This is a genomic window from Flavisolibacter ginsengisoli DSM 18119, from assembly GCF_900129295.1.
Lineage (GTDB): Bacteria > Bacteroidota > Bacteroidia > Chitinophagales > Chitinophagaceae > Flavisolibacter > Flavisolibacter ginsengisoli.
The window spans coordinates 33,382-47,245 of the sequence record NZ_FQUU01000013.1 but is presented as its reverse complement, the minus strand read 5'-3'; the positions used below and the strand labels follow the sequence as shown (position 1 = coordinate 47,245).

10 protein-coding genes are annotated in these 13,864 nt (G+C 40.6%); 7 read left to right on the top strand and 3 right to left on the bottom strand.

What is annotated here, in order from left to right; translation table 11 throughout:
* Positions 1 to 7: 7 nt before the first annotated feature.
* Together BUA53_RS14645 and BUA53_RS14640 are read right to left on the bottom strand one after the other, a co-directional pair.
* Positions 8 to 763, bottom strand: a complete 756-nt coding sequence (locus BUA53_RS14645; protein ID WP_072836138.1) for a hypothetical protein — start codon at positions 761 to 763, stop codon at positions 8 to 10.
* A 61-nt stretch (positions 764 to 824) separates the two neighbouring features.
* Positions 825 to 1,715 carry an alpha/beta hydrolase gene (locus tag BUA53_RS14640; protein WP_072836137.1) on the bottom strand — a complete coding sequence of 297 codons (891 nt, stop codon included), beginning with the start codon at positions 1,713 to 1,715 and terminating at the stop codon, positions 825 to 827.
* Positions 1,716 to 1,891: 176 nt separating this feature from the next.
* On the opposite strand from BUA53_RS14640, the gene BUA53_RS14635 reads away from it, so the two are divergent.
* The 7 genes from BUA53_RS14635 (at position 1,892) to BUA53_RS14610 (ending at position 12,199) form a co-directional block, all read left to right on the top strand.
* A complete protein-coding gene (locus BUA53_RS14635; RefSeq protein ID WP_072836136.1) occupies positions 1,892 to 3,721 on the top strand; it encodes a DNA polymerase III subunit gamma/tau in 1,830 nt (609 codons plus the stop codon).
* Positions 3,711 to 3,806, top strand: a complete 96-nt coding sequence (locus tag BUA53_RS21755; RefSeq protein WP_139256457.1) for a hypothetical protein — start codon at positions 3,711 to 3,713, stop codon at positions 3,804 to 3,806. The genes BUA53_RS14635 and BUA53_RS21755 overlap by 11 nt, the downstream gene beginning before the upstream one ends.
* Before the next feature lie 40 nt (positions 3,807 to 3,846).
* Positions 3,847 to 7,311, top strand: coding sequence for a polysaccharide deacetylase family protein (locus tag BUA53_RS14630; protein WP_072836135.1), 3,465 nt, complete (start codon positions 3,847 to 3,849; stop codon positions 7,309 to 7,311).
* Between the two features lie 170 nt (positions 7,312 to 7,481).
* The gene (locus tag BUA53_RS14625; protein ID WP_072836134.1) at positions 7,482 to 7,928 is read left to right on the top strand and encodes an SgcJ/EcaC family oxidoreductase; all 447 of its coding nucleotides are present in this window, start codon (positions 7,482 to 7,484) and stop codon (positions 7,926 to 7,928) included.
* A gap of 34 nt (positions 7,929 to 7,962) precedes the next feature.
* The gene (locus BUA53_RS14620; protein ID WP_072836133.1) at positions 7,963 to 8,790 is read left to right on the top strand and encodes a helix-turn-helix domain-containing protein; all 828 of its coding nucleotides are present in this window, start codon (positions 7,963 to 7,965) and stop codon (positions 8,788 to 8,790) included.
* Positions 8,791 to 8,919: 129 nt separating this feature from the next.
* The gene (locus tag BUA53_RS14615) at positions 8,920 to 10,275 is read left to right on the top strand and encodes a vanadium-dependent haloperoxidase (protein WP_217653004.1); all 1,356 of its coding nucleotides are present in this window, start codon (positions 8,920 to 8,922) and stop codon (positions 10,273 to 10,275) included.
* Positions 10,276 to 10,549: 274 nt separating this feature from the next.
* The gene (locus tag BUA53_RS14610; protein ID WP_072836131.1) at positions 10,550 to 12,199 is read left to right on the top strand and encodes a pyruvate dehydrogenase complex dihydrolipoamide acetyltransferase; all 1,650 of its coding nucleotides are present in this window, start codon (positions 10,550 to 10,552) and stop codon (positions 12,197 to 12,199) included.
* 59 nt (positions 12,200 to 12,258) lie between these two features.
* On the opposite strand, the gene BUA53_RS14605 is transcribed toward BUA53_RS14610, so the two are convergent.
* On the bottom strand, positions 12,259 to 13,815 hold the full coding sequence (locus tag BUA53_RS14605) for a M1 family metallopeptidase (protein WP_072836130.1): 1,557 nt from the start codon (positions 13,813 to 13,815) through the stop codon (positions 12,259 to 12,261).
* Positions 13,816 to 13,864: the final 49 nt, after the last annotated feature.

The window sequence follows — 13,864 nt, the reverse complement described above, 5'->3', positions numbered from 1 at the left end:
GCCAGGTTTATTTTCCAATACCAGCGATGCCTATTTGTATAGCAAAATACTCCACCGGGGATCGCCCTTCAAGAAATCCATAAACAGGGTTCAGGCTATTACGGTCGACATATTTTATCGGTGTGCCACGTGCATAGGAAAAGCGTAATAGAAGACGAGATGTGGCAGTTTTGGAAAAACGGATCATAAGGCCTGTGGCGAGGCCTTTAACAAAGCTGGCACTTATGGTGCTCCCGAAATCATAAGATTCTATGCCGGCAATGGTTTCAAGGGCTCCCAGGTCTTGCTTCGTATTGGAAATATAAAAGTCTCCACCTGCAAAAACATCTGCAAAAGGAATGATTGATGTTGAAATATCAGGCCGCAGGCGAATAACCGGAACCAAATGCGCAATACCATAACTGGTTTTTAATCCACCGGATTTAAATCTACCATAATAGGTATAACCAATTTCTCCTCCCAACCTTAATACGCTGCTTTTTTTAAAAGGATTATAAACTACCAAAATGGATAATCCAAACCCTTTGTTGAACATATTATTGCGGATTGCCTGCTGCATGGCCCTGGAGGGCATACCTATATTTAATGCAATACAATCATCTTCCCTGGGATTATTACCATTTGAAAATTTTTCACTATTTGCCGAAGCACCAATTTGAGAAGCAGCGGAATCTGAACGCAAAAGCACCTGCGCTTTGATATGCTGTATACTTAAAAAGCAAAGGGGTAATAAGATCAAGACTATGTATAAACCCTTTCGCATAAGCAGTGGTCAACTGTAGCCTTAAGTTACAACTTTCTACACACGGGATAACTATTCGCGGTTATTGCTGATGAAAACTTTGACCTATAAATTGCAATGCATCAGTTATACCCGTCCTCCAATATGTCCAGTTATGAGCCCCGTCTCTTACCCTGAACTCATGAGGAATGTGTTTTTCAGTCATTGCAATATGTAAAAGACAATTCCCTTTAGTAAGAAAGTCATCATCCCCACAATCAATCCAGTAACGAACTTTTTTCAGGTCGTCGGCATTACGGGTAGCTACCATTTTAAGGATGGAATTGTTATACCATGATTGATTTAACCTTGAAGCACCTTTTAATCCACGGCCGTATAATTGGGCAAAGGTCCTGTCGTAGTCTGCCTGGTCTGCATTAACAAGGGCACTGTCATCAAAAACAGCAGCACTTAGCGGAGCAGCTGCAGCAAAAAGCTGCGGGTATTTTATAGCATAATTCAAAGTGCCATAACCTCCCATAGATAGCCCTGCAATGCCCCGGTATCTTTTTTCACCTTTGATCCTATAGCTTTTTTCAATTGCCGGCATAAATTCTTTAATGAAGAAATCCTCGTAATTCTCCTTTCCGTCGTAGGAATTGATATACCAGCTGGAATCGGCATTAGGCATTACAATGATCATTGGTGGTATGATACCTTCGCTTATAGCCTTGTCGGCGTACCTGTTGATCTCACCAAATTGCAACCAACCAGTATTATCATCTGTATAGCCATGTAATAAATAAACTACAGGATAGGCCCTCTGGGATGTTTCATAGTCTGAAGGAAGGTATATAGTATACCGGACAGGACGATTTAGCACATTGCTTTTTACAGTTAATTGTTCAATGACTTTGCCGGCAGGCTGGGAAAAGATGTTGGATGAAAAAACCAGGCAACAAACTATAAGGAGCGCAGATATCTCTCTTTTCATTTAGGGATTTATTATCTGATAAATTTACTGAGAGGACATTTAAAAGCTTATTTTTTATTCACTGTTTCGAGATCTGGATAATTAGTTCTCCACATACGCCCCGCTTCATTTCTTAAATCTTTTCACACCTATGCTATCTCTGAAGGCATTGCTTTACCTTAGCAACCGAGGTTTGTATGGAAAAATTCATTGTTTCAGCCAGGAAATACCGTCCCCAGACGTTTGATACCGTGGTAGGCCAGGACCACATCACCACCACATTAAAGAATGCTATTAAATCCGGGCATTTGGCCCATGCGTTTTTGTTTTGCGGGCCAAGAGGTGTAGGTAAAACCACCTGCGCACGTATACTGGCGAAGACGATCAACTGTGAAAATCCCAGTAAAGATGGAGAGGCGTGCAATGAATGCCACTCCTGCCGCTCTTTCAATGAGGGCACCTCCATGAACATTCACGAGTTGGATGCTGCCAGCAACAACTCTGTTGAGGACATCAGGAGCCTGGTAGAGCAGGTACGTTTTGCACCACAGGCTGGCAAATACAAAGTGTACATAATAGACGAGGTACACATGCTTTCCTCCGCTGCTTTCAATGCTTTTTTAAAAACGCTGGAAGAACCTCCCCCCTATGCTATTTTTATCTTAGCTACCACTGAAAAGCATAAGATACTGCCAACCATTTTAAGCCGTTGCCAGATCTTTGATTTTAAACGAATAACCTTGCAGGATACTGTTGACCACCTGGAAGGGATTGCCAACAAAGAACATATAAAGGTTGAAGAAACAGCCTTGCAACTAATTTCTCAAAAGAGTGAAGGTTGCATGAGGGATGCGTTAAGTATCCTTGATAAAATAGTAAGCTTTACCAATGGTGAAGTGACCTACGAGAATACTATTGAACATCTTAATATCCTGGATGCCGATTATTATTTTAAACTGGTGGAGTGTATGCTGAACCAGGACCTTGCTGGCGCCATGTTATTATATGATGACATTGATAAAAAAGGTTTTGAAGGGGATATGGTGCTGAACGGGTTTGCAGAATTTATCCGCAACCTGCTTATCTGTAAAGATGAGAGGGTGGCCGGACTACTGGAAGTGGTAGAGAGTTTCAGACAACGTTATGCCGAAACAGCTAAAAGAACCGAAGCAGGTTACTTAGTCAGTGCCCTTAATATCCTGAATGAAGCCGAGATCAGCTTTCGGTCTGCCAGGAATAAAAGATTGCATGTGGAGCTTGCATTGATCAAACTTTGTTACCTGCACCAGGCTATTGAACTTACCAGCAATGGCGGCACACTTGATAAAAAAAAAGTAGTTGATGGACCTAAATCAATTGCTTTCAGGAATATCACTCCGCTTGCTCAAGGTATAGCCCAGAATATAACTAAGACCACGAACGCGAAGGATAAAAAGACAGAGGCCAAACTTATTATTGAAACTCCTACTCCGTTGCCTACCCCCATGGTAGAAGAGAAAAAAGAGGTTTATAAGCCGCCGCCACCACCAGTAACTGCAGTTGAAACCAAATCCCCGGCTCCCACACCAGTTAATGGAAAAAAGATTTCCTCGCTGAATGCATTGCGTCAAAAAATAGGTAATGGGAGTGGCGTGGATGTAATTGCTGACAAACCTTTGGATGATAACTCTCTCAAAGAGGCCTGGGATCAATTCATAATAAATTTGAAGGCTTCGAAGAATCCGGCATGGCAGAGCTTCGAAACAGCCAGGTTGAACATCAAAGATAATAACAGCTTTGAGGCTATTGTTACCAACAATATCAACCAGAAATTTCTTGAACTGGAAAGAAATAAGGCTTGTGAATTCCTTCAGGCAGCATTACAAAACAGGCAATTACAATTTATAATTGTTTTACAGGAAGGTGTAATAGAACATATAGATACAGACAGGCCATTAAGCTCGAAGGAACAATATCAAAAAATCATTGAACAGTTTCCCCTGGTTAAAGAGTTAAGAGAACGACTCAGGTTGGAACTTGATTATTAGTAATGTATATAAAATAGCTGTTTTTCTTATAGTTTCCATTATAGCTTATTTAACACGCTCTTCACCGAATTTGCCTTTCTTATAACGAATTCAGTTGTCAACTTTGCTTCCAGACAGGAGAATTTATGCAGGATCGGCAGATTTTTCAAACCGTTACGTCCACTCGCTGGACGCGCTTCAAATGGAGCAGCAGGGTATTTTTTCTTTTTATTGGAGTAGCTATTCTTGCTATTATTTTTTGGTTTATTACTGAAAAGTTACCTACGCTTCCCCAGCTTGCATCTTATAAACAGGTGCTATCTACACAGCAAAATTTTCTATCCAGGAACAGTCAACTTGCAAAGAAATATAAGGGATACCGGCAATACATCAATCAAAAGGACCTGACTAATAAAGCTCCTTATAAAATGAAAACTGCGCCTGGTTACAGGAATATCATTAACAATAACATGCCCTGTGGTATTCGATCTGCATTTTATGTAACCTGGAATAAACAATCGCTGATATCCCTTGAACGCAATATTCACAAATTAAACCTGGTCATTCCTGAATGGTTATTTATCAATCCAAAAGCAGATACTGTATATTCCACCATTGACCCGGCAGGGCTGGCAGTCATGAAGAATGCAGGAGTGAACATTATGCCCATGCTATCTAACTTCTATGATAAGGATAAAAATTTTCATGGGGAAGCTGTTCACAGGATCATAAACAACAAGGCCAAGAGAGAAAAGCTGATCAATGATCTTATTAATATACTGCAGAAAAACAAATTTGCAGGTGTCAATGTCGACCTGGAAGAGTTGAAAGAAACATCTGATGAAGCCTTTGTTGCTTTTCAGAAAGAATTATATGAAAAGCTTCATGCCAGGAAATTACTTGTAACGCAGGATGTTATTCCATTCAATGAAGATTATAATTATGAGGCGCTTTCCAGGTACAATGATTTTTTGTTTGTAATGGCTTATGATGAGAATTCTTCCGGCACCAAACCCGGGCCAATTGCTGAACAAAAATGGATAGAGGCCGCCATGGACCAGGCTTTAAAAAAAATACCGTCTCATAAAGTTGTTTTAGGGCTTGCAGCTTATGGTTATGACTGGCCTGTGGAAAAAGAAGAAACGGATCCCGCAGATGTTGCTGTATTGACTTACCAGGATGCGTTAAGTGCGGCTAAGGAAGCACAGGCTAAAATAATTTTTGACAACGACACCTATAATTTAAGTTTCTCTTATTATGATGATGAAAACATTCTTCACCAGGCTTATTTTACAGATGCGGCCACTACATTTAATGCCATGCGTTTTGCCACTGAAAGTGAGTTGGCAGGAGTAGCGCTATGGAGATTAGGTTCAGAAGATGATAGAATCTGGAACTTTTATAATAAGAACCTTTCACAGGATTCTATAAAGCATTTTGATTTTGATGTGTTCTCCCAGATCCAATCGAAGGACAATGTTACCTACTCAGGCTTTGGTGAAGTGCTGGATGTATTAGCCATGCCTAAAAAGGGAAGTATACAAACAACTATAGATTCTACAGAACTTCTTATCTCAGAAGAGAATTATGACAATCTTCCCAGTTCTTTTATGGCTAAGAAATTCGGCTGGAATGGAAAAGATACTATACGCAACAAGAAAAAACTTGTATTAACATTCGATGACGGTCCTGACCCGACCTGGACGCCTAAGATACTTGACGTGCTATCAGAAAAACATGTACCCGCTTCGTTTTTTATTGTTGGCATGAACGGAGAAAATAACATTCCCCTTCTAAAAAGAATATACAGGGAAGGCCATGAATTAGGTGATCATACTTTCACTCATCCCAATATCGCAGAGGTGAGTCACCGCCGTGCCGTTATAGAAATGGAATCTACCCGTCTGCTGATAGAATGTGTTACCGGCCACTCCACCGTATTATTCAGGGCTCCTTACAATGCGGACTTTACCCCGGAAAAACTGGATGAATTGATACCTGTTGCCATAGCAAGGACCAAGAATTACCTGGACGTAGGTGAATCTATTGATCCCCTTGATTGGGAACCAGGTATCAATGCGGATAGTATATTTCAAAGGACAATCAAAAGGAAGAAAGAACTGGAAATGGATGATAAAACTACCGGTGGAAATATCATTCTTTTACATGACGCCGGTGGAGAAACCAGGGAAGCAACCCTGGAAGCCTTGCCAAAGATCATTGACTATTTTAAGGAAAGAGGTTACACATTTACCACCATTGCAGACTTGCTGGGAAAGAAAAAGGAAGAATTAATGCCGCCTGTGCCAAAGGGCAGTGGGTATTATTTGCTGGAAGCCAATTATGTTTTCCTGGAAGTAACGTATTGGATAGGAACAGTGTTATTTGCTTTATTCATAACATTTATTTTATTATCCATTGCCAGGACAGTATTGATGGCATTCCTGGCACTTAAGGAAAGAAAGCTGGAAAAGAGTAACCTGGCTGCAATACCTTTTGTTTTGGAAAATCCTCCGCTTGTATCTGTTATAGTACCTGCTTACAATGAAGAAGTAAATATTGTTAGTTCTCTTCAAAATCTCTTGAAAGCGGACTATCCCAATTATGAAATCATTTTCGTTGATGATGGCAGCACTGACGATACCTATGCCAGGGTTATAGATGTCTTTAAGGGACACGGGAGAATAAAGGCTTTTACGAAACCCAATGGAGGAAAGGCCTCAGCACTCAATTATGGAATAGGAATTTCAAAGGCAGATTTTGTTGTTTGTATTGATGCTGATACAAAACTTAAAACAGATGCCATTTCCCACCTGATGAAGCATTTCCTGCTTTCCAGGGATAACCAGGATTTGGAAACAATTGGAGCAGTTGCAGGTAATGTGAAAGTTGGCAATGAATTGAACTTATTAACCAAATGGCAGGCCATAGAATATATCAGCAGCCAAAACTTTGACCGGAGAGCCTTTGCCTACCTCAATGCCATAACGGTTGTTCCTGGTGCTATTGGAGCTTTTAGAAAAAAGGCCATTGAAGCAGCAGGGGGCTTTACCACTGACACATTAGCTGAAGATTGTGATCTAACCATACGCATTCTACGTGCTGGCTATGTTATCAAGAACGAGAATAATGCCATAGCCTTAACAGAAGCACCGGAAAAAACAAAGCAATTTTTAAAGCAGCGTTTAAGATGGAGTTTTGGCGTGCTTCAAACATTCTGGAAACATAAAGATGTGTTATTCAATACAAATTATAAATGGTTAGGTTGCCTTGCCATGCCGAATATCCTTTTATTTCAATATATCATCCCTGCCTTCATCCCATTTGCCGACCTATTCATGGTAGTAGGATTAATTTCCGGGAATGCAGGAAAGATCATACCCTACTACTTTGCCTTTATGCTTTTTGACGCGGGAATTGCTGTCATTGCTTTCAGAATGGAAAAAGAAAGGTTATCGAGGCTGATCTGGTTGTTTCCCCAAAGACTTATCTACAGGTGGTTAATGTGGTGGGTATTGTTTAAGTCACTAAGGCGGGCAGTAAAAGGTGAATTACAAAGTTGGGGTGTATTGAAAAGAACAGGTAATGTAAAAGAGGTTGAAATAATATAATCTGCCTTCTATTCCACTCTTATTTATCAGCATTATCAAGGTAAGGCATGCACGCCTGTTTACAGTGTTATAATAGCATTACCAAATGATTAGCGGCTACTATTCTTCTACATGTTTCCATATGCTTTTTTATATGGCAATAATTCATTATTTTAATGTAAACAAGAAATATGTCACTCAACCCAGTAAACAACCTTGTTGCAATTACTTCCGAAGCAGGTATTCGGAATGTCTTGAATGGTTTTGTAGAAGGTTGGAATGCGCATAATGCTAAAAACTTTTCGAAAGTCTTTGCTGAAGATGCAGATTGCACCAATGTAATGGGTGATTATTTCAAGGGCCGTTCTGCTATTGAAGAAAAACACGATCCTCATTTTAAAACTATTTGGGCGCATTCTATCCTAACAATTACCAAAAGCAAGATCCGTTTTATAAAGCAAGATGTGGCAGCAGTTGATGCCTGGTGGACACTTGAAAGATTAAGAACTCCTGAAGGAAACGACCGTCCACCGAGGAATGGGCTTTTAAACTTGATCATGACGGAGCATCATGGCAACTGGTTGATAACAGTAATGCACAATATGGATTTGCCAGGATCCAAAAGCCAGAATTGTTAAGCATTCATACAATTAATTAATACCGGCTTAAATTATGATCTCAAGAGATTTTCTGCCTTCAGAAGCATTGAGAGAATTTATTTATCAATTCCGGTTACGCCATTTCGTTTTTCAAAACGGAATAATTCCACCTGCTAAGCCCTTCCCACCCAGGCCAGAACAATGTTTGACCTTTTATGTGAGGGGATCTGAAACAGCCAGGTATTTAAAAGATAACCTGGAATTAAAAAAATGGCGATCCGTTATTTCAGGACAGTTTACATCAAGGGTGGATCGTTATGTCAGCTATCCAGAGGTCTTGATCATTTTTGTTGACTTTAAACCTGGGGCTTTACATCGTCTTACAGGCATACCATTCACAGAATTCACCGATAAAGACCTGGATGCGGAAACCGTTTTCCCGCCTGAAATAAAAAGAGTAAATGACCGGTTAAGCAGTACAGATTCCTATTCTGAAATGATTCAGATTGTAGAAGAATTTGTTAGTCAACTAGTGCAACATTCAAAAAAAGAATTGCTAGCTGTGGACCGTATGCTTCTGCTTACGGTAAAGGAGCACGAACACACTATAGATTGGTTGGCCCAAAAAGCTTACCTCTCCCCGCGGCAACTGGAACGGAAACTTAATGAACGCATTGGGATAAGCCCAAAAACATTTGTTCGGATTTCACGATTCAACCGATCGTACTGGCTGCATTTAAAAAATCCAAAACTTAACTGGTTTCAAATAGCTATGGCCTGCGGCTATACAGATTATCAACACCTTGTAAAAGAATACAAGGAATTTGCAAATGCTAATCCCAACCATTTTTTTGCAGAAGAAAGTCATGCACCCGGCCGTATTCTTGGTTTGACCAAATAATAATTACCCTCCTGAAAAGAATGTCGTTTTTCTACCACCTGACAAGAAATTGATTTTTCAATTTCACCATATCCTTTAATTAATAAACTTACTGCAATGCAAAGAAATAAACTCTTTCAGTTTGGGAGTATGGCATTATTAATCGCCGTATTCATTTTATCCTGCAAAAAAGAAGATGTAAATAATAAAACATCTTCACAATCAGCCACCACATTCAGCAAAAAAGGTTTCCAGGGTTTTGCAGAAAATGATATGGTATTATATTGGAATGAGAAAGCAGCTATTGTATTGAATGGTCCTAATACACCACCTGCCCAATCACGCTATTTTTCCATGATTCAAATTGCGGTGCATGACGCTTTGAATTCAATCAAGCCTAAATTCAAAACTTTTGCCTTGAATAATGTCAGAGCTAAACGTGCTAACCCGGATGCATCTGTAGCGAGTGCTGCATACTGGACAATAAAAGAAATGAATATTCAGGGTGCAAACCCTATAGATGATTGGTACACGGAAAGTCTTGCTACTGTACCTGCAGGAGAAAGTAAAGACCTGGGTATTGAACTGGGAAAACAGTCTGCCAATGCCATTATTTCAAACCGCTCAAATGATAACTTTTCCATTGCCAACCAGCAATTGCCAGGTCCGGATGGTGTGGCTCCTGGTGAGTATCGGTCCACACTACCTTTCAGCAATCCTGGCATGCCTAAAATAAAGGCATTAAGTATGTGGGGAATAAAAATGGCTCCTTTTGTTACTCAAAGTAATACCCTATTCAGGCCAGTAGCACCTTATCCAGTTAATTCACCAGAATACCTTGCGGATTATAATGAAGTAAAAACTAAAGGGGCAAGGGTTGGACACACCCGAACGGCTGATGAGGATGAAATTGGAAGATTTTGGGTCGAAAGATCCTCCATCTCCTGGAACCGGCTTGCCCGGAATTTAATAGCCAACACTAAAATGGATTCATGGAAAACAGCCCGACTTTTTGCCTTGCTGCATACAGCCATGACGGATGCTATAAGCGGATGCTTTGAAGCAAAGTATTATTATTTATTCTGGAGGCCAGAGACAGCCATCCGGTTGGGTGCATCAGATGGTATTGATAACACAGTTGGAGATGCAAACTGGCTGCCGAGTTATACAGAGTCGCCAAATCCACTTAATCCTGCCCTAAACGTCAACACACCTCCTATACCTGATTATCCCTCGGCACACGCAACTTTTGGAGGAGCCGCTTCTGAAATTTTAAGACTGTTGTTCGAAAGCAATGAAATTTCAATCAATCAAACCAGTTTGACAACACCAGGCGTAACAAGGCACTATGCTACACTGTCACAGGCAGCAAGAGACAATTCTCTTTCCAGAATTTATGTTGGATTCCATTTTAGAAACTCCTGCCTCAGGGGTGAAAAAATGGGAGAAGATGTTGCCCGATATGTGTTTGATCACAGTTTTGGAGAATCCGGGGACGGTAATTAATAATCTTCGTCAAAGCCCGAAGTTCATGAACAATCGGGGCTTTGTCTCCTAACATTAAGTGCTATTGGGCTTTCATAAACTATGAGGTGGAAGAGAATAAGAAATTATCCAATAAAGCTAAGGTCGCAACCAAAACTCCAATAGCACTTTTTCACCCGTTTCATAATTATCACCATTTTAATGTATTACGCTTCTCAACCTGCCATATCTTCATTTCCTTCTATTTCCTTGTTTTGCTTTAATTTCGGCTCTCAAAATAAACAGAACAAGAATCATGGCCGAAGTGATATTGATGCCTCGCCTGAGCGATACGATGACGGAAGGAGTTATTGCAGCCTGGCATAAAAAAATTGGTGACCCTGTAAAAAAGGGTGACCTGCTAGCGGAAATAGAAACGGATAAAGCCACCATGGAACTGGAAAGTTATAAGGATGGCACCCTACTTCACATTGGTGGGGATAAAGGAGCTAAGATCCAGGTAGATGATCTTTTAGCAATAGTTGGAAATGCCGGAGAAGACATTTCCGGATTGCTTTCAGGAAAAGGACAGCAAAAAGAGGCGGCAGCACCCAGCCCTTCCCCCCAGGCTCAAGCTCAACCTGCTCCTGCTCCACAGTCACAGGAAAATAAAGCTACCGGAATGGATTTGAGTAAGATGGAAGAAGTAGTATTGATGCCCCGCCTGAGTGATACAATGACCGAAGGGGTAATTGCTGCATGGCATAAAAAAGTGGGAGATCCTGTTAAAAAAGGAGATGTACTGGCTGATATAGAAACAGATAAAGCCACTATGGAGCTGGAAAGCTACAAGAATGGCAAGCTATTATACCAGGGTGCACAACCAGGAGAAAAAATTGCAGTTAATGACCTGCTATGTATTATAGGTGATGAAGGAAAAGTAGATGTCAATTCCATTGTTGCTGCTTCAAAAGGTGGAGTACAACCACAAGCTCAAGCCCCTCAGCAGCCATCATCAGCTCCTGCAGCTGCTCAACCGGCGGCACAACAACCATCTCAGCCTGCACAAGCAACAAGCCAATCAACGACTCCGGAAGGAAGAATAAAGGCATCCCCGTTAGCTAAGCAACTGGCTCGTGAAAAAGGAATAGACCTTTCCCAGGTGCAGGGCACAGGTGATAATGGAAGAATTACCAAAACAGATATTGATAATTACAAGCCATCTCAGCAGGCTCCCGTGCAGCAGCCCGCTGTACAACCCAGTGCACCGGTTGTTTCCGGCCAGGAAGGACATACAGATCTTACAGTTTCTCAAATGCGCAAAGTGATAGCCAAGCGCCTTGGTGAAAGCAAGTTCAGCGCTCCGCATTTTTACCTGACCATGGAGATCAACATGGACAATGCTATGGTAGCCAGGGCACAGATGAACGAAGTAAGTGATGTCAAGATTTCATTCAATGATATGGTAGTGAAAGCAGCAGCAATGGCTTTAAGAAAGCACCCTGCTGTTAACAGCTCCTGGATGGGCGATTTTATCCGTCAATATCAGCATATTCATATAGGTGTGGCTGTGGCAATAGAAGATGGATTGATCGTACCTGTAGTGCGTTTTGCTGATCAGAAAACGCTCAGCCAAATAGCTACAGAAAGTAAAGAACTGGCGGGAAAGGCAAGGAATAAAAAGCTGCAACCCAATGAGTTCACAGGAAATACATTTACCATCTCCAATTTAGGTATGATGGATATTGAAGAATTTACCGCTATCATCAATCCGCCTGATAGTGCTATCATGGCAGTAGGACGAATTAAAGAAATCGTTGTCCGTAAAGGTGAAGGTTTTGGGGTAAGTAATGTAATGAAGATCACCTTAAGCTGTGACCATAGAAGTGTGGATGGCGCTGTAGGTGCTTCCTTCCTGCAAACGTTTAAAAAATACCTGGAGAACCCGGTAACTATGCTGGTGTAACCATTTTAAAAAACTAAATAATTAAAAGAGCTTCCTAAGGGAAGCTTTTTTAATAAGAACTATTTTAGTTCAGCATACAGAAGTTTTACACCTGGATCAACCTGTATCCGGAAAGGGCCTGATGCCTTTACCTTAACCTCATTCACCTGCTTATCTATAAATAACCTTTCATGGGTTGTGCCGCTTTTTGAAATAATAGATATTTCTATAGGAAATTTATATAGTGTTTTTCCCTGCGTTATCTCCAATTTAAAATCTTCATTGTCTGCTTTCACCTGGATTTTTAATTCAGGGACACCAGGTTTGTAAAGCCATTGATCAAAGAACCATTTTAAGTCTTTGCCTGAAACTGACTCAGCGATCTTTTGGAAATCCCTTGTGTCGGCATTTTTTAACTTATATGTATTGTAATAAGTGTTTATAATCTTTTTGAAAGTACTATCACCTACTTCCTCCCTTAGCATATGAAGTACCCAGGCCCCTTTTTGATAACTGTTAGGGTTCAATAAGTCCATCAGGCTTGTAACTGTGTCAACAACAGGCTGGTCAAAATTCTTCACGAAATCAATCACCGTTTCACGTTCATTCTGAAGGCGCTTCTGAAAACTGTCAATACCATATTTCTGTTCGATATACATATCTGTGAGGTATGTAGCAAAACCCTCACTTAACCACAAGTGGGAAAAGTTCTTTTCAGTTGCTGTATTTCCAAACCACTGGTGTGCAATTTCATGCGCCATCAATGCTTCAGAACTGCGTTTGCCTGTAACACTGCTCTCAGCATAAAATATGGCACTGGCATTTTCCATTCCCCCGAATATGGTTTTGGATTCCACATTTGCCAGTTTATTGAAAGGATAAGGGCCAATATAGCTTTCAAAAAAATGCAGAATATCATCTCCCAGTGAATAATCATAAGCTCCCCTGGCACTATCTTCTTTATAAGTCCATGCCGTGACTGGAATATGATATGAATTATCTACCCTGGTCACAGCAAAATCGGCAGCCCCAATAACCATGACCTTTGTTGGAATCAGAATATCTTCTAACCAGTGCGTTCTTTTTTTGTTATTCCCTATTACTTTTTCTTCCTTTAGAGCTCCATTTGAAATAATACGATAATGTGAAGGAGCCGTAACGATGAATTCCACGGTTGCTTTATCAGAAGGAACATCATTACAAGGGATCCAATTATGTGCCCTGTTGGGCCAATTGTCAGCAAAGAAGGTTCGTTCTCCAAACTTATTTTTGGATATAATTAATCCATCCCGGGGAGTACCCATATAGCTGATTTCAAATGTTCTCACTTCATTTTTTGAAGATGGCTTTGAAAGCGAAATGATCAATTTATCATTTGCCTGCTTTGAGCTCAGTAGACTATTTCCCTCTTTTACCTGGAATACATACATCCCATTTTGGTCTTTACCAGAAACAAGGTCAAGTTCGAGTTCTGGCAATGCCTGCAAGAATTTCACAGTTACATATGCCTTTCCATTAATAGCATCAGAAGCATCAGACAATTCGATCTCATATTTATAGTGTTGTACATCTATGACCTGTGCCTTCCCTGTCACACAAAGCACTATTAAAATAAATGACAGAAAGATGCGCATCATAAGGTGTTTAAATCATGAATTAATTTCTTACCGGCAATATACCTGGCAG